General features: G+C 31.5%; 21 protein-coding genes and 1 other annotated feature (1 of these 22 running past the window's edge). Of the genes, 4 read left to right on the top strand and 17 right to left on the bottom strand.

The window, feature by feature from the left end; translation table 11 throughout:
• Positions 1–82 precede the first annotated feature (82 nt).
• Together A6J74_RS03350 and A6J74_RS03355 are read right to left on the bottom strand one after the other, a co-directional pair.
• The gene (locus tag A6J74_RS03350; RefSeq protein ID WP_001080598.1) at positions 83–1,444 is read right to left on the bottom strand and encodes a family 8 glycosyl hydrolase; all 1,362 of its coding nucleotides are present in this window, start codon (positions 1,442–1,444) and stop codon (positions 83–85) included.
• Between the two features lie 138 nt (positions 1,445–1,582).
• Positions 1,583–2,497 (bottom strand): DMT family transporter, encoded by a 915-nt coding sequence (locus tag A6J74_RS03355; protein WP_000932797.1) that lies wholly within the window; start codon positions 2,495–2,497, stop codon positions 1,583–1,585.
• 150 nt (positions 2,498–2,647) lie between these two features.
• Between A6J74_RS03355 and pdxR the strand changes: the two genes are divergently transcribed.
• A complete protein-coding gene (gene pdxR, locus A6J74_RS03360) occupies positions 2,648–4,081 on the top strand; it encodes a MocR-like pyridoxine biosynthesis transcription factor PdxR (protein WP_000151000.1) in 1,434 nt (477 codons plus the stop codon).
• Between the two features lie 45 nt (positions 4,082–4,126).
• Here pdxR and A6J74_RS03365 read toward each other — a convergent pair whose 3' ends face one another.
• A complete protein-coding gene (locus A6J74_RS03365) occupies positions 4,127–4,657 on the bottom strand; it encodes a DUF4269 domain-containing protein (RefSeq protein ID WP_000495195.1) in 531 nt (176 codons plus the stop codon).
• A 173-nt stretch (positions 4,658–4,830) separates the two neighbouring features.
• On the opposite strand from A6J74_RS03365, the gene A6J74_RS03370 reads away from it, so the two are divergent.
• Both A6J74_RS03370 and A6J74_RS03375 read left to right on the top strand, forming a co-directional pair.
• Positions 4,831–5,292 carry a DUF2306 domain-containing protein gene (locus tag A6J74_RS03370; RefSeq protein WP_000021721.1) on the top strand — a complete coding sequence of 154 codons (462 nt, stop codon included), beginning with the start codon at positions 4,831–4,833 and terminating at the stop codon, positions 5,290–5,292.
• Positions 5,293–5,400: 108 nt separating this feature from the next.
• Positions 5,401–5,814 carry a magnetosome magnetite crystal formation protein family gene (locus tag A6J74_RS03375; RefSeq protein ID WP_000603894.1) on the top strand — a complete coding sequence of 138 codons (414 nt, stop codon included), beginning with the start codon at positions 5,401–5,403 and terminating at the stop codon, positions 5,812–5,814.
• A gap of 133 nt (positions 5,815–5,947) precedes the next feature.
• Here the strand turns inward: A6J74_RS03375 and A6J74_RS03380 are convergent, their stop codons facing one another.
• Positions 5,948–6,823, bottom strand: coding sequence for a glycerophosphodiester phosphodiesterase (locus tag A6J74_RS03380; protein WP_000724033.1), 876 nt, complete (start codon positions 6,821–6,823; stop codon positions 5,948–5,950).
• A 46-nt stretch (positions 6,824–6,869) separates the two neighbouring features.
• A complete protein-coding gene (locus A6J74_RS03385; RefSeq protein WP_001107089.1) occupies positions 6,870–7,670 on the bottom strand; it encodes a GNAT family N-acetyltransferase in 801 nt (266 codons plus the stop codon).
• A 495-nt stretch (positions 7,671–8,165) separates the two neighbouring features.
• Between A6J74_RS03385 and A6J74_RS03395 the strand changes: the two genes are divergently transcribed.
• Positions 8,166–8,876: a hypothetical protein gene (locus A6J74_RS03395; protein WP_002038924.1), complete on the top strand. Its 711-nt coding sequence runs from the start codon at positions 8,166–8,168 to the stop codon at positions 8,874–8,876.
• Positions 8,877–8,934: 58 nt separating this feature from the next.
• On the opposite strand, the gene A6J74_RS03400 is transcribed toward A6J74_RS03395, so the two are convergent.
• The 12 genes from A6J74_RS03400 to A6J74_RS03460 form a co-directional block, all read right to left on the bottom strand.
• Positions 8,935–10,230: an MFS transporter gene (locus tag A6J74_RS03400; protein WP_000533145.1), complete on the bottom strand. Its 1,296-nt coding sequence runs from the start codon at positions 10,228–10,230 to the stop codon at positions 8,935–8,937.
• A gap of 113 nt (positions 10,231–10,343) precedes the next feature.
• Positions 10,344–11,567, bottom strand: coding sequence for a methyltransferase domain-containing protein (locus tag A6J74_RS03410; protein WP_000703296.1), 1,224 nt, complete (start codon positions 11,565–11,567; stop codon positions 10,344–10,346).
• 418 nt (positions 11,568–11,985) lie between these two features.
• On the bottom strand, positions 11,986–12,411 hold the full coding sequence (locus A6J74_RS03415; protein ID WP_000472924.1) for a DUF4879 domain-containing protein: 426 nt from the start codon (positions 12,409–12,411) through the stop codon (positions 11,986–11,988).
• Positions 12,412–12,910: 499 nt separating this feature from the next.
• The gene (locus tag A6J74_RS03420; RefSeq protein WP_000801762.1) at positions 12,911–13,336 is read right to left on the bottom strand and encodes an ester cyclase; all 426 of its coding nucleotides are present in this window, start codon (positions 13,334–13,336) and stop codon (positions 12,911–12,913) included.
• 567 nt (positions 13,337–13,903) lie between these two features.
• Positions 13,904–14,284, bottom strand: a complete 381-nt coding sequence (locus A6J74_RS03425) for a hypothetical protein (RefSeq protein WP_000584987.1) — start codon at positions 14,282–14,284, stop codon at positions 13,904–13,906.
• A 38-nt stretch (positions 14,285–14,322) separates the two neighbouring features.
• Positions 14,323–14,796 carry a helix-turn-helix transcriptional regulator gene (locus A6J74_RS03430; RefSeq protein WP_001030626.1) on the bottom strand — a complete coding sequence of 158 codons (474 nt, stop codon included), beginning with the start codon at positions 14,794–14,796 and terminating at the stop codon, positions 14,323–14,325.
• A gap of 243 nt (positions 14,797–15,039) precedes the next feature.
• Positions 15,040–15,846, bottom strand: a complete 807-nt coding sequence (locus tag A6J74_RS03435) for a DegV family protein (protein ID WP_000831953.1) — start codon at positions 15,844–15,846, stop codon at positions 15,040–15,042.
• Positions 15,847–16,045: 199 nt separating this feature from the next.
• Positions 16,046–16,552, bottom strand: a complete 507-nt coding sequence (locus A6J74_RS03440) for a DUF3189 family protein (RefSeq protein ID WP_000576345.1) — start codon at positions 16,550–16,552, stop codon at positions 16,046–16,048.
• Positions 16,553–16,631: 79 nt separating this feature from the next.
• Positions 16,632–17,087, bottom strand: a complete 456-nt coding sequence (locus tag A6J74_RS03445) for a CcdC protein domain-containing protein (protein ID WP_000353187.1) — start codon at positions 17,085–17,087, stop codon at positions 16,632–16,634.
• 204 nt (positions 17,088–17,291) lie between these two features.
• Positions 17,292–17,927 (bottom strand): VanZ family protein, encoded by a 636-nt coding sequence (locus A6J74_RS03450; RefSeq protein WP_105299425.1) that lies wholly within the window; start codon positions 17,925–17,927, stop codon positions 17,292–17,294.
• 177 nt (positions 17,928–18,104) lie between these two features.
• Entirely contained in the window at positions 18,105–19,130 is a 1,026-nt protein-coding gene (locus tag A6J74_RS03455) for a serine hydrolase domain-containing protein (protein WP_000598070.1), read from the bottom strand.
• A gap of 110 nt (positions 19,131–19,240) precedes the next feature.
• Positions 19,241–20,479, bottom strand: a complete 1,239-nt coding sequence (locus A6J74_RS03460) for an MFS transporter (RefSeq protein ID WP_000722090.1) — start codon at positions 20,477–20,479, stop codon at positions 19,241–19,243.
• Positions 20,480–20,544: 65 nt separating this feature from the next.
• Positions 20,545–20,654 (bottom strand) — a binding site (T-box leader) (it continues 148 nt past the right edge of the window).

Here is a 20,654-nt window from a genome sequence, read left to right on the forward strand (position 1 = left end):
GAATGGATAATGTGTTACGGGATATTAAAAAGGAACTAGCGCATGCTAATTCCTTCTCCCAGCTAACCATTATCAAATTCTATTATTTATCATATCCTTCATACATTTCATCATTTATTAGATTTTGTGTTTCTTTATCATCAGGTACAGGCTTCCACCAATTTCCCGTAATAAATAGCATCGTTAATAAATTATAACTATCACTAAAATAGCTTTCTCGCTTATTCTTCATCCAATCCCAACCACTATTTACCCACTTTTGATTATTATTACTCGTTATACTTGCAGCAATAAATGGTGAAACGAATACAGCAGTTGAATAACTACCAATATTTGATCCGTTTAATTGATAGCCATCCACAATTTTAGAAGGATTTCCATTCGTCTTATTTTGAATCCATGAAGAGACTTTATCAGAGATGACTTTACTTCTTTTCTCGCCGTACATCGCATAATCCATTACAATTCTTAATGGTACCCGACTAGCATTGTAATAATATGAATTTGTATATTTTGACTCATCTAAGAAATCTTTAGGTGCGGGTTGTGGTGGATTTTTTACAACAAAATCTGAAATAAGCCCTGTATTTGGAGAGTACTTATTATTAAATTGCGTATATACATCGTACAAATTATTAATAACAGTAAGCCAAGTTTTATCACCTGTAAATTCATAAAATGCTCTAAGGTGTGACATCATCCAATCAGATGGCCTCGTATCAAGTGAACTTTTAGAATCCCAATCTCCTAAATTTAGTCGGTTATTATTCGTAACATTACTAGCTTTAATACCTTTTGTAATCATGTTTTGTGCTTCTTTCAAATAATTAACTGATCCATTTGATCCCCACTGCTTATGAGCAAGGAGAAGTGAATATGCAATATCTAAATCTCCATCAGTAGCAGAATCAAAATGTCCTTGTGCTTTTTTATTATCTGCTACAACCCACCCCATTAAATTAGGATTTTGAGAGCTTTTAAAAGTTCTTGCTGTTTTAAATAAACCGTCATAGATTTTTTGGGCATTCGAATCATAACCAGCCATTAATACTGTAATTACCATCCCATACCCTTGTCCCTCTGAAGTTCCAAGTGGCTTAAACCCATCGGCATCACCCGTAATCTCTCCTTTTACATAATAACCACCAGGTAAAGAAGATAAATCATTTTTCAAATATTTCTTTTTCCAATTATCGTAGTAACTTATTACAGAAGCATTTAAGCTTTCCTGTGTAACATGATTCGGTTTTATAACACCTGCATAATTAACTTGCTGAGGAAATGGTTTCATTTCTGTTGCAACAGCTACTTGTTGATTCATGACAGGGATAGAATGTTGTACTGAACTATCCGTTACATTTGCTGCAAAACTAGAATTAGAAACACTAGCTAATCCGATACCTATAATAGAAAGGCATATAAAAATATTTCTTTTTCTATTCATTATGTTATCATCTCCTTTTAAAATGTTTACTACATAAAATGTAACATACAATATTTAACTGAAATACAAAATATTATATTTATCAACATAAGAAAGAAACTATATCAAAAAGTATCATAAAATCATTATCTAATTAAGTTATATCGATTTATTGTTTACTAGATTCCTATGTTTTTCTTTTCTTACTACTCGTATATGAGCAATCAATATCCCAAGTATAGTAATCCCACCTCCAATTACAGAAATAAAAGTCGGTACTTCACCTAACCATACCCAAGCTATAAAGCACGCAGTGACTGGCGTTAAATATAGAGAACTTGTTGCCTCGGAAGCACCAGCACGAGATATAATATACGCTAAGGCAAGATACGGGAGTACTGTTGGAAATAAGCCTAAATATATAACACTCACATTCACTTCAAGAGGAGCTGCTAGTGTTTCTGTATAAATTCCCGGTAAGAAAATAAGCATACATACAGTGCTAGATAAAATTGTATATATGGTAAATGGCAAAAAGCCGTACTTTTTCAAGTAAGAAGTTTGGAAAACGAAAAATAGGCTTTCTGAAACGGCTGCTAATAATATAAATAATCCTCCACTATTAAATTGAATAGAACCTCCTTGACTAAATGATATGAGAGCAATTCCAATAAAACTAATTACACCACCGATCCAGCCATTTAATTTCATTTTTTCATTCAAAAAAACAGAAGCAAGAATTGCCGTCACTATTGGAGTGACTGAAATTATTAAACTTGCAGATCCAGCATTTACTGTTTTTTCGCCGTAGTTTAATGCAATGTGATAAATAGTAAACCCTAAAGCACCGAATATAAAAATCGCTGGAATGTCTTTCAAATCAGGTAATCGCAGTTTGTATATAAAGGAAAACACAAGAAGTATGAATGAAGCGATTAACAAGCGTAGTAAAGTAAGATGTTCAGGTGTGTATGATTCAAGCCCCATACGAATTGTCGGAAATGCAGTTCCCCATATTAGAATCGTAAAAGCGTGAGCACATATGATTTGTAAATCCCATTTTTTATTAAGCATGTTTTCTCTTCCTCTCCAATAAACCAACCATTTTCAAATTGCCAATTATTTCTTTTCATCATATTTAATAGTTGATACAATGTCTTCAACCAGTTATTTATCGAAAAAACCAACCACTTTTCATTTTTAAATAAACGAGGGGGTTTTTATATGACAATCGATAAAAAGGTGCCCAAATATCGGCAGATAATAGACTATATGAAAGAAAAAATTGAAAACGGAGAATGGCCAATCGGAAGTAAGATTCCTAGCCAGCGGCAGTTAGCAAAGTTATTTCATGTAAATCGGAGTACTGTAATAACTGCGCTAGAAGAGCTTATGGCTGACGGCTTAATTCAAGGGCAAATCGGGGCAGGAACAATTGTTATGAATAATACGTGGTCCTTATTAGCAACGAATCCCCCGCCTAATTGGAGTGAATATGTAAAGGCTGGTATTCATAAACCAAGTAAGGTAATGGTACGTGAAATAAATGAAGCAGAATCAAATAAAACACTTATCCATCTTAGTAAAGGCGAACTTGCCCCGCATCTTTTCCCACTAGAAACGATGCAATCCATTATGAAAAACGTTAGTGAGGAATTAGATTATTTCGGATATGAGGAACAAAAAGGTTTTTTTCCGTTACGTAAAGCAATAAGTAATTACGTAAAATCGTTTGGAATACACGTATCGCCTAACTCTATATTAATCGTCTCCGGTGCATTACAAGCATTACAATTAATATCAATTGGTCTTTTACATAGAAAATCAACCGTTTTACTTGAACAACCTTCTTACTTATATTCACTTCATGTTTTTCAATCAGCAAATATACACCTATCTGGTATAGCGATGGATCAGTACGGGATTTTACCTAGCGATTTATTAACATGCACTAAATATAGTCAAAAGAAAAATATTTTATATTCTATTCCTTGTTTTCAAAATCCAACAGGGATATTAATGTCTGAAAAGCGCCGGAAAGAAATATTAAAAATATGTGAAAAAGAACAGTTACCTATCATCGAAGACGATATTTACCGTGAGTTATGGATTGATGAACCACCTCCAGCTCCTTTAAAATCGATAGATAAACATGGACATGTATTATATGTTGGTAGCCTCTCTAAAACACTAACTCCAGGACTTAGAATTGGATGGATTATCGGACCAGAACCTGTGATTGATAGATTATCAGATATAAAAATGCAAACAGACTATGGATCGAGCTCTTTATCTCAAAGAGTTGCTGCTGAATGGATAAATAAAGGTTTTTATGAAGACCATGTAGCGAACGTAAGAACGCATTTAAAAGAACGAAGAAAAATGATGGTACAAGCTTTACATATGTATTGTGCAGACATAGCAACTTGGGATATTCCTAGTGGTGGATTTTTTATATGGCTAAAGGTTGTACCTAACATTCCGATGAAGAGACTATTTTCAGAGGCACTATCAAAAGGGATTCTTTTAAACCCAGGACGTATTTATGAAGAAGAATCAGATCAATGTATACGTTTATCGTATGGATATGCTTCTCCAGAACAAATAATTACCGGGATAAAATTGTTAAGTGGATTAATCCGTAAGTTAATGATATAACAAAAATCCTCTTTTATTTATAAGAGGATTTTTTGTGTACCTTATTTACCACAAACGCATTTCCTGTCCCAATAAAATAAGTTCTTCATAAGGATCTCCGTCAATTTTTAATACTTGAGCAAAAGCTAGTTCTGTTTTTATCCCTTGTTCTTTTAAGCGAATAATTTCTTCCCTTATATGTGGATTCTGCATTAATATCATGTGCTCAACAATCATATGTTTATATGCATTTTGGCTACGCACTGGCTTAGGTTGGGCAAATAATTCAAATTCAAAACCTTCAAATTTAAAATTCACCTTTATTGATTCAGTATTTTTAATTTTTTTCTTTTTTATTTTGAATCCTTCATAAGAACCATATAAAGATCTCATTTCCTGTTCAAAAACATCAAAGTTATGTACTTCCATTACAATATCTAAGTCAGATTGAAGAGTATCAATTCTTATAGGTATTGTCCCACAAAGAACGGGACTATACAAAGCTAAATCCTCCATTATGTTTAATGTATTCAAAACATCATATACTTTTTGTTGCTTGTCATTCCCTGATTGTAAATATGTAATAGATGTAAACATGGAAGTCTCTCCTTCATTTCACGTAATACGTGACTCACTAAATTCAAGAAAATTTGTCCGTTTAAATTTGTTCTAAGAGTACCTTTATTTCAATATATTAAGACGAATAAACAATATGTTTCAACTTTTCTCCTATACTGCAATACTATAAAAATAAAAAAGGAGGAATTATTATGAGCATTTTCAACATTCTTTTATCCATACACATTTTATTTGGAACAATATGCTTAATTACCGGTATTGTAGCGATGGTTGCTCAAAAGAAGAAAGGTAAACATACAGAATGGGGCGAAATATATCATGCATCTTATGTTGTTATCACCCTTACTGCAATCATATTGTCCATAATAAATTGGGATAAAATCGCATATTTATTTTATGTAGCAATTTTCTCTTATTCATTTGCGATTTATGGCTATATTGCAGGAAAAAAGCGTTGGGAAAATTGGATTCGCCACCATATTAGAGGCATGTTAGGCTCCTATATCGGTGCCGTTACCGCACTTTTAGTAAACGTCGGAATTCATATTCCTATTATTAATTTACTGCCGCCTATATGGTTTTGGTTTTTACCTACTTTAATCGGTATTCCTCTCGTAGTCAGTGTATCAAAAAAATATAAAAAGCGTAGTTAAAATTAGTTACATTTTGATTACTTTCTAGTTCATTTTTATTCCATGTTTCCTATGATATAATGGGTTGTATTGTTTTTTACCATCTACATTAAATATAGGAGGATTTTGATGATACTATCACAAGATAAAAACATTAAACTAGCGATACATGGAATTACTTTATTATCTTTCTTGGCCTTTTTCCTCTTTGGTAATACACTTTTCTTTATACCGCTCATACTTTATTTCGTTTTCAAATCACAAAGTATAAAAGAAATGAATCTAGAATCAGCCCTTTTTCAATTTGGAGTATGGCTCGCTGTATTTCTTTGGAACTTCGTAGTAGTCCGTACGCTCATGTTTTCCTTATTACACATTGACTTGAGTACAAATTCCTTGTTTGTTATTTTTGGAACAATTCCACTATATATAATACTTTTAGCTGCTATAATTTTAGGACCAATTAAAGGGATTTTATATGAATTACAAAATAAAGAGTTTCATTATCCTATTGTTTCACGATGGGTGCATAGAACTAAATAAAAAGAATCCAATAAAGTTATTGGATTCTTTTTATTTTCTCTTTTGCATAGTTATTTAAACTTCGGCTCAATGTATTCAATGATATTACCATCATGAAAACAGCCATATATCATTTCCTATCGGGTAATTCTTTTTATTTATGATTTTTTAAATCCAATATTGAATGTAAACGATCCGGATAATTAGTAAACATCCCGTCGACTCCCCATGAAAGTAACTTTTTCATATCTTTTTCATTATCTACTGTAAATGGATGAACTTCTAATCCGTGTTTCTTTATTTTCTTTACGTAAGCTGAATCAATATATTTGTAATTCATACCAAGACCTATGCAGTATGTTTTATACTTTTCTATCTCTAATTCATTTAATTGAACTGACTTTTGATATGATAATAATTGTACTAGTGGGATATTAGCATGTAAACTATGAATCTTTTGCAGACTTTCTTCACTAAAGGATTGAATAATAACTTTATCACTTATTTGGTAGTACTTTATAATTTCTAATAGCTTTTCTTCCATACCCGGATATTCATCTGGTGACTTTGTTTCTATATAATAATTAGCATTATGCCCAAACATTTCTATAATTTCTTTTAACTTTGGAACTTTAGCATTTTCAAATTCTTTCTTTGCTAAATTCGGATATTTTTCATTGAAAAAAGAGCCTACATTTAGTTGCTTCATTTCTTCTAATGTATGTTCTTTTACTAACCCTTTACCGTTTGTTGTACGGTTTACGGTTTCATCATGCATAGCTAGTAAATGTCCGTCTTTTGTCATTTGGAGATCAATTTCTATGTAATCCCCCTTCAATTGTTGGCCTAATTTATATGCTGCTATTGTATGTTCTGGTGCATACGCAGAAGCGCCTCTATGTGCGATATTCTTTATATGATTTGATTGATTAATAGCTTTAGTGTATTTATGTTCGTTTATTTGCCGAAAAACAAAGATACTTATTACTATGAAAAAACAAATGATTGTAATTAGAGATATTTTTTTCATAACGGTATGTTAACTCCTATATTTAAAACAATTTGACTTGTATGATTTACTCAAATAAATGTCGATTTTCAAAAACAGTCATTCGTCCAACAGCTTGAAAGCCCGACTTTTTATAAATATTGATTCCATCAGGTGAAGCTTGTAAAACGCAATAAGTATTTTTTAATTTCTTTGCTTCTTGCAGCAAGAAGTTAAACATAGTAGAACCAAATCCTCGTCCTCTCATCTCTTCTTGAGTTGCTATGTCATAAATACCAATACTATCTTTTGTACAGACCAACGAACCAACAGTTACAACTTCATCTTTATACATACCTAAGTATAGTTTCATATTTTCACTATTCCATAAATCGAAAGAAGAAATTTGATTATAGAATGATTGTACATGTATACCTTCCTCTGATGTACCGAATAGATCAGCTAGCGTTTCTCCAAATCTTTGTATTTGTCCGAGCGAAGATGCTTGTTGAATTGTAAAGCCTACTGGCGTGTCTATTGTTGGAGAAATTGTTTTTAAGTCTGCAACCATCGCAATACTATGTTCTGCTTCTTTTAAACCAAATTTTAATAACTCGCTCTTAATAGTCTGCCCTTGTTCTTCATCCCAAAGCCAAACACACATTGGAAACTTCTTTTGATTATAGTATTCTACCTCCTTATTTAATTGCTTAGCTCTATCTGTTACATTATTGTTAAGTAAAGTAATGATATTAAATGTATCTGCAGGTAAACCACAGTCGACAGCAATGTAATCCTTCGTTTCTTTTACATTCATTCCTTGCACAAGTCTAGCAATATATGAGATTTTAAATGTAAAATTATCTAATAGTAACTGTTTATAATTCATAAATTGTGCTCCTTTCATAAAAATTAGTATCCGAACTCTTTGATTTTAAATATAACACATAAGTTATTTACCTTTTTCTATAAAAATATCTCTTTAATTTATGCTGGATAGCTTAAAAGAATTAAAAATGATATAACGTTGTCGGAATGAAAAAAGTGGTATATAATAAACATTAACATTACTAGTAATTATTTTAGGTATTCCTAGAATAAAGGAGCGATACATATGAAAATTACTATTTATTTCGGAAGTCATGAAGATCAAGATGTACGTACTATGGACTGTCATTTAGATGTAGAAGATACAGAAGAGATTGTTTCTGTATCATAATATAAATAAACGGGATAAACCCTATTCCCTACAGCGTTTAAGACACCTTTTACAGGTGTCTTTTTTGTTGTTTTTTTCATCAAAAACCCTTTACTTTAGAGTGTTTTAATAGTAAAATATACATATACGAACAAATGTTCTTTTACTTTAATTGTACATGAAGGGATGATTTTTACAATGGCTCAAGCAAAGCGCAGAGGAAGAAAAAAGCAAACACCTATTATTTCAAATACAGGCTTTATCGGCTCTGTCTTTATTGATACATTGGAGTTACAAAAGAAATCCTATTATTTCGCTCGTAAAAAACTTCAAATTGTTCATCATGTACTTGATGGTCTATCTGGAGCAATGAGCGCATTATTTAAAGAACATAATATCACTGCATATATGTCATGTGTGTATTTACATAACCAAAAGAAAATCGGCTTTGTTCTTTCAACAAAACCTTTTGAACAAAGTGATGGTGTGTCTTATTTTATAAATTATTTGATCGAAAAGAATTTTTATGGTAACGAAGATGTAGAATACCAAGAAGTATTTAATACAGGTTTTATCGGTGTAGTATTCGCCGATTTATCTAGTATAGATCGCTTTAATTTTGAGTTTGAAATGGGTATGTTAACAAAGTTAATGAAAGATATGATTATTCCCGTTAAAGAACTCTTTTTACGCCATAATGTACCGGCTTATATCTCCACTTCTCATTTAGATGAGCAAAACAAATTAGGTTTCGTACTTTCTGTAAAACCGTATGATGAACGTGCAGAAGCAGATTTATACTTTGAAATGTATTTAAAAGAGCGTGGATTATTTATTGGTGATGAAGAAGATGATATTGATAAGATTGTTATTAGAAAGACAGCTGAATTACGATAAAAAAGCGCAGGATGATGATCCTGCGCTTTTTTATCTGTAACAATATCAAATAGTTACGTTAAACACTATAATCTTTGGAATGAATTTCTAAATTGAACTTATTTGAATAAGCTTTATTCAAAATAAGAAATACTATTCCTCCTGCAATTGGAAGCGTGTAGGCTGGAATATAATTTAATAATAGACCTGATAATGCCAGTGCTATCGGCTGCATCATTTTACCTATACTTAATCCAATACTGAGCACTCTTCCCCTATATTCATCAGGAACTTCTTTTTGCATGAAATAAATTAAAGGAATATCAATTAACGCTATTATTAGCCCGAAAGAGAACATAACAACACAATACGTAATAACGCATACAAAATCATTTGCTTCAAAACTTTTGAATAAAACTGGAATTCCTGAAATAATCATAAAAACTGCCAACATTGAACTTAGCTTTTTCAAAAGATAAGAGTAAGAAAAACGATTAGTTATCTTTTTCACTAAAATTGCACCAATTATCATCCCTACTGGAAAAGTTCCTTGAATGATACCAAATTGCTTCGAACTAAGATTGAGAACTGTGTTAATAATGTATGGTAATGGAACAGTTACAGCAAATCCTAAGAAGAAATTAAGCGAAATTAAAATATGAAACGTATTCTTTAAGCTTTCCCTCTCCATTAAGTAAAAGTATCCCTCTTTTATATCTTTAATAAAATTAATTTCTCTTATTGAACATTCCTCCTTTATATCGTGCCCGAACAATTTAAAGTGAATAAACAGTATGGATATGCCAGAAAGGATAAATGAAATACCGTTTATCATTATAAAAAGTTTTATGTCTACAACAGCAAAAACGATACCACCTAACATAGGACCGAGAATTAAAGATACAGAATCAATAATTTTACTTATAGAATTAATACTCATTAACCTCTCTTTAGAGACGATATTCGGTTTTGCGGATTCTAATCCTATTCCAAAAAACGTTGTAAATACTGTTAAAAGAAAAGTAGTAGTATAAATGATGAATAAGTTTAATCCATAATTACTGCTCAATGTATAAACAGTAATTAATAAGCCTCCACTTAGTAAATCCATACAAACGACCAGTTTCTTTTTATCAACTTTATCTGCGATTACACCTGCAAATGGATTCATAACAATCATTGGAATCGTTCCTAAAATAAGCGTAATTGCGAAATTCCATGCTGATCCGGTTATTTGTAACACATATAATCCTAATGCGAAACTATAAATAGAGCTACCAAATATTGATACTGTTTTCCCAAATGAATAGAGATAAATATTTCTTAGTTCTTGAGTACTTTGCTCATTTTGTGAATGTATTCGTAAACGTCCCATAACTCTTTCCTCCCGTTTAACTTTGTATTACATACAGTGTAAGTTCTCGGGTCAACCCAATATCAATATGCTATTATTAAAAAGTTTTAAAAGAAAAATAAAAGAAGATGGGGTTAACCCCATCTTCTTCCGAAAAATGAATATGTATAAATTTCTTCTCCTTGAACGAAGAAATTTTCGTATTTCCCGCCTCTTTCCAAATAATTAGAAGTTCTTTCATCAATGGTTTGAAACTGTAGTTTTTGAATTTCTCCCTTAACTTTTGAAGAGGTAAAATTCTCTCGTAATCTAATTGATATATGACTATGTATGCTGAAATTTTTAAATAAAATATATGAGCTTAGCATATAACACTCTGGCTTAAAAAGTGGATTTAATTCATGCAACAAAAAGTTTTTATGCTCAAAACTATAATTACTTGTACCAGACTGATCAATGACAATATCAGCAGAATAATTCTGAAGAGGTATGTTTAAAAAGTCGGCACAGATAAATAGAATGTTTCTTTTCGGGTTTCTTCTTTCAATTACATCTTTTAAAAATAAAAGTTTATTCAAATCTCGATCAACAGCAATATATAGGCAATTTCCTGGTAGTTCCTCATAAATATTTCGTAAAAAGAACCCAATACCAGATCCTAAATCAAGTAGTATTTTTTCATTTAAATCTAGTTGCATTAGTTTCTTTTTCGCCCATTCTCCTCCTCTTTGAACATTTTCCAAAAAAGCAGTATCAGTTTCATGGATATAATCCGAAATAGAATCTTCAAGTGATGTCTTTTCATATGCTTTACATGAGTTTCCCGCTGTTAAAACCCCTGAAATAATCGCGTATTCTTCACCACAATTACAAATTAACTTTCCCTCAACAATTTGATTCTTATTGATAATGCCATCTTCAAGAATCAAATTTCCGTTACACTTAAAACACTTAAATACATTAAGTACGTTTAAATCTATCCCTAAAATTGAATTCGAAATTTTAGTTTTTATAGATAAATTATTTAACGCTTTCTTTAATTTATCTTTTTGTTCCTCTAAATTTTTTATTTCCTGTTCAATCTTTTCATATTTCAATTTAAATAAAGATTGATAAAAAGTATTTTTTTCGTAATCTATAGATTTCCCTAAATTTTTATAAAGAAAAAGATCTTTAATTTCATTTAAGCTAAATCCTAGCCTTTTGTACTCTAAAATAAGTTCCATATCTTTTTGACAATACTCATCAAAAAAATAGTGCCCACCTTTCTTTTCAGGAATAATGAGACCGAGGTCTATATAATGTCTAATCGTATCTACACTTACAGTATTTACTTCTGCAAACTTACTGATTTTCATACTATCACTACCATTTATATATTTGTTTATACATACTTCTTTATTATTTTAAAAAATCCTTTCATCTCCCTATACAAAATTATTTATGGTATGAAAAAGATGTAATTCATTTTAGGGTTCCGTCACATACTCATCCAGCTAAGCTTATATAAGTTTAGCTATTCTTTTTTAATCTTGAATTTTGGCGTAAGTACTACAGTCTTTTTCTGTTCTCATTGAATTGGAATATGCAAGGTTACGTACTTTAACTATAGAGGACTTGTACTACCCGTTCCTATCAATTTCATAGACGTTTAGGATGTTGTTTTATGGGAAGTGTTCTTGCTGTGGGATCGGCATTGTAAATATAGAATAGTCAAAAAGGTACTCCTAGGAGTACCTTTTTTGACTATTCTATATGTGCGAACGTTTTCAAAAATTATTGAATATAAATTGACGTACGCATTGTATTAAATGGTGCGTTTATAGATGTTTTTTGGTATTCAAATGTTCCTTGTTGATGTCCAGACGCATCCCATTTGTAATACCAGCCAACGATTGGTTTTCCGCCGATTATTGTGGATCCAATACTTTTTACATTAGAACCATTCATTTTAGTAAATGGATTTTGACCGTATCCCATCTCTTTCGTTGTAATATATAAGTATTTTCCCCCGTGGTTACGTGTTGTGCTAAAGCTGTTTTGGTTAATTGTTTCTACCCCGCCCAGCTCAGACTCTACTTGTACGACGTTTAGTGAAGTAAGTGGAGCTGCAGGTCCAGCCGAAACTTCTGTTGCCATTCCTAACCCAACGAACGCTGTGATTGCTAACGATGAAATCCCTAGTGCTGCTTTTTTAAACATAAAAAACATCCCCTTCCATCTATTGTTTTCTCTTTCATTGCCAATATAATCCTAATAATCTTATATGTAAATAGATTGTAACTGTATAAATATTAGTGCGAATATTCTATTATATGTTTCTACAATTCTATTACTTAATATGAATAACTTACAGTGTAAAACGAAATACACATTACAACTTGATTCTATTATTTTCATTGTTAGCTAGTCTATCCCGAATTTAAACCGCATGAACAATTATTGCTATTTTTTGGGTTCATAAACAGGTGTCTATGTTTGTTGTTACCATATAATAAAGTTACACTAAGCTGATGTCAGTACACGTAGAAACAATAAAAAAGAGCATATTTTAAAAGATTTATTAATACATGCTCTTTTTTTATTAATTTGAATGAATCTTTCAGTAAAAAAGTGCATTGATTTGTATCCTTTATGTAATAGAAATACTCGTTTTAAAAATCTTGTTTTTGTGCTTTTTACTATTATTCTTAAAGATAATTTATTGAATGTTCTTATTGTACTCTAATTGATTTTGAATTCCTGATCTATCAATTTGAATCCAATACTCTGAAATTTTCCCGTTTTCAATTCTATATACCGCACTTGCTATTTGAGTTATAGGGAGGCCTGTAGGTTCGTATCCATCTATTTCTCCTATGTGTGTACCTACTTGCTTCCAGCGTACATATACTTTACTATCTTGTACTAATAATTCTTGAATTTCTAAAGAGAAATTTCCATATACTTCTATCATCTCTCTTACATGCTCAGCATAATCTTTTGGCGATCTGTATACTGTTTGTTCCTCTTCAGATATAACTTGATGTGCCAATACTTTATCTGCCATATATCGATTTGAAAAGTCTGGATTATTCCCTGAACGCACTTCTTTGAAGAAATTTCTAACAATTAGTTCTGGTTTCATTAAACATCCCCCTTAAAAATAAATCCAATACTAATATCACCTGAATGTATTAGATAAGTGTTATATTACTCATTCTCACTCTTTCTCAATAAGCATGTCAAGTTTGTAGTGTTGGCATGCAAATTGTAAACTCGCTTATGCTTTGTATTCTTCCGTTCATTCTTGAAAATTTCTAACAACTCGTATTTACCATATTTTATATCCCATATTCCTAAGCTTCTTTATTCTAGAATGTTTTTACTACACTATTTATTTTTTCTTTTTCCCTTGCAGGAACAACTGTGATAACATTACCTTTATCATTTAAAGTCAGAGGGTGTAGAAATTACAGATAGCTATCGATATGCTACCTACTACGTACTGGATGAAATCAAACGTTTATGTGCAATCCAGCTAATAGGGAAATGATTCATGTGAAAAAGGAGATGCTATAGGTACTATAGCATCTCCTTTTTATGTACTGATTCATAAAGAAAGACAGCGATTCTTCCTCTACCTTTGTTGTGCTATCTTTTTTGGATTAAGTCACCATGTAGCAGTAAATAAAAATGAGCTTAGTTTAAAAAACTAGTTGATATACATGGAATCAGGTACAGACATTAAAACATAAAAAAGGGCTCCTACTATTCCACTAGTAAAAATAATAAATCCCATATTACGTATTCCTTTCATTTTTGACCGTAATCCAATGATTCCAGCTAATAGCCCAGTTAAAGAAAATAGAATCCAGTATAATTCTGTAGGAATATCAAAAAGTTTATTCTCAGAAATCCCCATTCCCCAAAAAATAAAAGGCAGTACGACAAAGGAAAGGCTAAGTAATCCTAGTATACTTACGAGTAAGTTACGATGTTTAATCCCATTAATAATTAAATACAATCCTCCAAAAAATCCGCATAACACGAGATAAGGCATATAGTAGATCCAAAGTAAACTCAAAATGATCATATGTAATTCCCTCCAATTTTTCTGCATTCTCTATAATTTTAAGGGGTTATTTGACTGTCTGAATTCGTTGCTAATTGATTCATTTGATTTAGCGCTTCTTCTAAATCAAATGAATTAAACCAACGGTAATCCTGTTTGTCTAAAATACGATAATGCTGACTAATCAGATTTTGTTGTAAACGAAAGTTCCCTTTTTCTTGAATCTGTTTCCACCAGACTTTTCCTCCCAATGTTTTTTCTTTGAAATTGCTAGTGCTACTGTGGGCCATTGTTTCGATTACTACTAATGGATCATCCCCAAGAGCATTCTGTAAAACTTCACTATCTCTAAACAATGCACAAATAGCAATGGTGTTGGTCCAGCCTGCATTCGTTCTCCCTTTCTCAATTTGAACAAGCGTTTTTTTGGATATCCCGAGAATTTCAGCCATTTTATCTTGCGTATATCTTTTTTCAGTACGTATTAACTTTATTTTCGTTGAAATGAGTTCAATTGTATGATCTTTATTCACTTTCTCTCCTCCAAAAGTAACTAATGTTTTATTTAGTGTAATTTTACACTAAAATAATCCCATTTTCAACTCGATCCTCCCTAAATCTTGTAAGAAATAATCGGATAAGCCATAAAAGAGCATTCCACAGTTTTCTATGAGGTATTGAGGAATTATCGATTTCTAAGCTCGATGGAGATTTGGCAGGGGTCCATTTCATTTTAATTAAATAAAAAACCCGTGAATCATTCACGGGTTTTTTATTTAATAACTAATTGCTATTGTTCCCTCACCTGCATGAACAGCAAATGAAATCGGTAATGGATATAGTTTGAAGTCCATTTCAGGGAATGCTTGTCTTATATCTGAAATCCATTCTTCAGCTCCATCTTTGTCATTAGCATGGAACATATGAAGTACTTTAGGTAATTCTTTTTCAAGCTCATTTTTAATATATTCTCGACATTTTTGGATTTTACGAACTTTCTTTTCAAGTAAAAGTTCGCCGCCTTTTACTTCTAATATTAAGTTGACACTTAATAAACTTCCAAGTAAAAATTGAACTCCCTTTACACGTCCACTTGCATACAAACCTTTTAAGCTCTTTGGAAATACATGAAAAGGTCTTCTTTTTTCATCTACTAATGTTTTGTGTATATCTTGTAAAGTCATACCATCATTGTATAACAATTTCGCTTTTCTAATTAGTTCATCCATTGGATAACTTGTCGTTTCACTGTCTAATACCGTTAATGGGAACCCAGCCATTTCTGCAGCTAATTTCATGTTTTGATAGGTTCCACTTACTTTTCCGCTAATAGCAACTGCAAATCCTTCTTCATATTCTTCTTTGCATTTCGTAAATAACTCTACCATTTCCCCAATGTTAGGTTGTGATGTAGTGACTGTCTTACCTTCGTTTAACGCATTATAAACACGTTCACGTACACCTTCTTCACAATCTTTGTACGACACACCATCAATAATAACCTCGATTGGGATAACAAAGTTATCTCCTTCTGTTGTAAAACTCGCAGTTGTACTATCAGTAATCCAAGCAACACGCTTCATGTTGTTCCTCCCTTAATTCAATTCCTCTTTTCTAATTTTTCTATATATTTATGCTATGAAAAGAGAATATCCCTGTAATAGTAACAGGACTTTATTGTTTTGGCTATAGTAGATGAAAATTAAATGTGACTATTTCTTGTCTGTTTCACCAATAAAAAAAGAAAATCGGAGCATATGTCCGATTTTCTTCTTCCATACATTATTTAAAATTTTCATTATCTAAAATTACAACATAATCATTCGTCAATCGCCCAGCTTCTTTCGTATAACTGACAAGCCTTTGTATGTTATCACAACAAATTTTTGCTCCCCATACGAGTAAGGGTACGCCGATAAAATCGATATGAAACCTCCTAGAAAACAGACCACCAAAAGTCATTGGTAAAGGCACTGTTGGTGATGTATTAGAAAAAATAATCTTTTCATGGCTTTCATAATGTTTTTGTAGAATCTCTCCTAAATGCTTCATCGCAGGTACAACGACTTTTGATGCGCCGCATCCAATCGTATATACAGGATTGCCATTTTCGTCTAATCCATGAAAAATAATTTTCCCCATATCTTCTGTTTTTAATTTATTGAAGTACTCTACATTTAATATTTCTTCTTTCGTTAACTTCCGATCAGTTGGTAATTTATTTAAATGATACGCTGCAGCTAGTGAAGTTGTATGTGTACCACCGAAGTCTGTGTAAATGAATATCATATTATCATCCCTTGTTGTAAATGTTCAATGTTATTTAGTATGACCGTTCATAGCATTGTTAAACAAGGGAAGAATGAAATTACGCTTTTTGTGTTAAATCATTATATTTTTTCCAAATATAATATCTTCTACTGATTACAGTACCTAATGTGATACATAAAAAGGCATTCGTTACAATCGTTAATGTTTGATGCGTACTGCCAGAAAACATACTCTGCTTAATCACAACTTTTGCACCTAAAATAACAAGTAGAATAATTGTACTTAACCAATTTCCCTTTCGTAATACATGACCTGTTTCACTATCTAATCGAAATGTTAATGCTTTTCCCCTAATAACCCCAAGACCCAATCCAATACCGAGCATTGCAACAAATAGTAGTACTTGTAATATATTTAATTGTCCCATATGAAAAATGGACTGGATTGTTACGAGGCACAGCAAAGCCGGAATGATCCAAATACGATTAATATTCACTTTATATTCCTTACCTTGCATTAATATAATTATAAGAATAACAAATAGAATATCCATTTAGAGTCCTCCTATATACTTGTTTGCCTTTGAAAATTATATTCGCCTCTTTTCATTCCATACTTGAAACACGATAGCTACTTTAAAGTAGTGTAATGTGAAATGTAATTTCCCATCAATCTTACTCATTAGTTATAAAAATAAAAAGACATACTTTTTACTCGTACGTCTTTATTACCTTTATTATTACATTCATAAACTCGTTTAACTTTTATCAATACATTTTATATCTTTAGAATTAGTTTTATCTACTACTTGCATGTTAAATGTAGCAGCTAGCTTTAAAGTGATTTTATAAATAAAATATCCAACAATAGAACCTAGAACGTTACAGATCACATCATCAATATCAGTAATACGTGCCGATCCACTAAATAAAGACTCAATTAGTTGTAATAATTCAATACTAACTGATATGGTAAATCCTAATAAAATAGTATTTTTAATCTTTTTATATGTATCCCATATAATTGGTGCTAAAAAACCTAAAGGTATTAATAATAAAACGTTCCCACCAACATTTCTTACGATTAGACCGATCATAAATAGGACATCACCATCATAAGCACTTCCTATTTGACCAATATCCTTAAAAATTGATGCAAAGGGAATAAAATTAACTGAACAATTAAGATTTTCAGCACTAGAAGGAAAACCAATTGGTAAAGGAAATAAAGTTACGGCAACAACCATACAAATGTATACTACGAATAGAAAACGAATTAATTCTTTCCACCAATTTACATGTTTTTTATTTTTCATCCTAATTAAAATACTTCGTACAATCAAATAGGAGATGACTCCAAAAACAATAAACATACTACCGTTTAATATATACAAATTTTTTCCACCTCTTTAATATTACATGTGCATATCGATATACAATTATAAAACAGTGTTATTCAATTACAGAAAATCTTCATTTAATAATAAAAATGAAGACTTTTAATCAAACGTTTATCGAAATATAAAGAGTACATTTCAAGGCAGATGCAATTATGAACTCTTTTAACTTTTTCAAAAAAATTTTTCTAGTTCTTTCATTAATTTTTCAGGTCCTGCTCCTTTATTCGAAGGAATAACTAATGTAATTCCTAAGTCTGGATAAACGGCCGAGCGAAAACTAACACCTGGATCATAGCCCATTATATGATATTTAAAAATATCATTTTGTCTTGTTTCAATCCATATTCCATAGCCGTAAAACTGATTATTATTTACTTGAATATGAGGAGTTAAAAGTAAATTAGTATATTCTTGGCTTAATATTTCAAAGTTAAATAATGCTTCCCAGAACTTGAGCATGTCTGGTGCGGTAATATAAGCACCGCCATCAGAACCACCTTTTATCGGTATAGAATATGCATTTGTTCTCCATTTTTGGCTATTTACATCTTTTATATATCCCAAAGCAGTGTGCTTTGGTAATGTATCTAAAGAGAAATAACCGGAATCATTCATGCCAATTGGATTGAATATTTTTTGCTCTATATATTCCGCAAACTCAAGTCCTGTTTGCTCTTCTATTATTAATCCAAGTAAGATAAAGCCTGCATTGTTGTAGTGAAACTTACTTCCTGGTGCAAACATCATATTATTGTTTTGAAATAATGGTAAAAAGTCTTTTAAATTTTTTAAAAGGTACATAGGTGTTTGCTTCCAAAGATCCTCAAAGTTATCCATTATACTTTCGTCAAAATAATCTGGAATACCAGAACTATGTGTTAAAAGTTGGTGTATTGTAATATCATCATTGAAGTTTGGAAATTTAATATGTAGACAATCTTTTAACTTTGTATGAAAAGTAATTACACCTTTTTCAACAAGTTGACAGATGCCGATTGCAGTGAATAATTTACATCCTGAAGCAATTCCGAATTTTGTTTGTAGTGTATTGTTTATACATTCACTTCTATTTGCGTTACCAAACGCCTCTTCATAGATTAAGTTTTTTTCTTTTTTCACTAAAACTACCCCAGAGAAATCTATATTCCGATACATCTCTTTTACAATTTTGTCTATTTCCCCTTTTGTTTTTATCACGACAACCACCCTTGTCTTTCCTTATTGTTCTTTCCCCTTATTATTTTTCCATATAAAGGGGAAAGAACCCTTTAATTGAATACGATAAATTATTAATAAGAACACAAAATTCATTTCGAATTTATTGATTCATCGGAACCCCACTTAAATTGTGATGGTAATAAAGTAAATACACACAATACGATAGTTATAAACAGCATTCCTAATGTTCCTACAATGACTACAAGTTGTATAGAAATGAATTGCGTTGCAACAGCGGACAATATTGTAATAAAAATTGTTACTACTGCAATAAAGAGCCCATATATACTCCCAATCCGTCCCATCATATGAACAGGAACGTTATTTTGGTAAAATGTATAATACCCTGTATTTGCATATGCCATAGAGAAAGATAAAATAAGAAATCCGGTAGCAGCTATTAAAAATCCACTTGAAAAAGCGTAGATTAAATATCCGAGTGCGATGAATAATGATCCTATCCCAATTAGAAATGAAGGTGCTAATCTTTTTGATAAAATTGTATTTGTTATGGCGCCTAAAATACAGCCCGCTCCACCAATACTTACTAAAAAGCCATACTCACTATCTGTTAACAATAAAATTTCTTTCGCAAATGATAATTCAAGTGAATCAGTTGCGGTAGCTAGTACCATCATTCCTTGGAATAAGAAGTACACACATACGACATACACATGTTTTTTACTAAAATTTATAACAGTGTTCCAATCTTTTTTTAATAGTGAAATAGATATTGTATTACTAGGTGAATGAGAATCTTCTTTTTTATCAAGATTAGGTAAAAGTAGTGTAATTAATCCTGATAAGAGAAATGCTATAGTATTCATATATATAGTAAACTCTGGTGTACTCACTATTAATAAAGCTCCCGCTACCGCCGGACCAATTAAAAATGCACCGGATGATATTAAGCTACGTAGTGAATTGAAACGTTGTCTTTGCTCTACTGGAATTAATTTCGTCATATACGTCATAGTAGTCGGCTCATAAATCGCGCTGGCCATACTTATAAAGAATACGAATACATAAACAATCCAAAGTGATGGAAGTACAGGTAACATAGCAATACATATTGCACGATATATATCAAGGTGTATCATTAATTTTCGTTTATTTAAACGATCAATCATACTTCCTGACCAAGCGTTTGTAAATAAAGCGGCTAGTGGCTTAATTACATATAAAGTAGCAACAGCTAAGGCTGAGCCACCCATATTATAGACAAGTACATTCAGTGCTATTAAGTAAATCCATGCACCTAAATTCGCAATACCAACTCCGGACAGTAGTAATAAAGGATATTTCCAATCTTTAAGTATTTTTTTCACTTTAGGTCCCCGCTTTCCATATTGTTTTAAAACAATAAAAAAATCCCACCCCCAAGACTTATAGTCTTAGGGACGAGATTTATCATCGCGGTGCCACCCTAGTTTATTAATATGTCGCCATATTAAACTTATCAGGTACTGCATTGTTTTCATGCTTATACCGTAGCTCTATAAC

Source organism: Bacillus sp. FDAARGOS_235 (assembly GCF_002073415.2).
In the GTDB taxonomy this organism is placed as follows: domain Bacteria; phylum Bacillota; class Bacilli; order Bacillales; family Bacillaceae_G; genus Bacillus_A; species Bacillus_A toyonensis.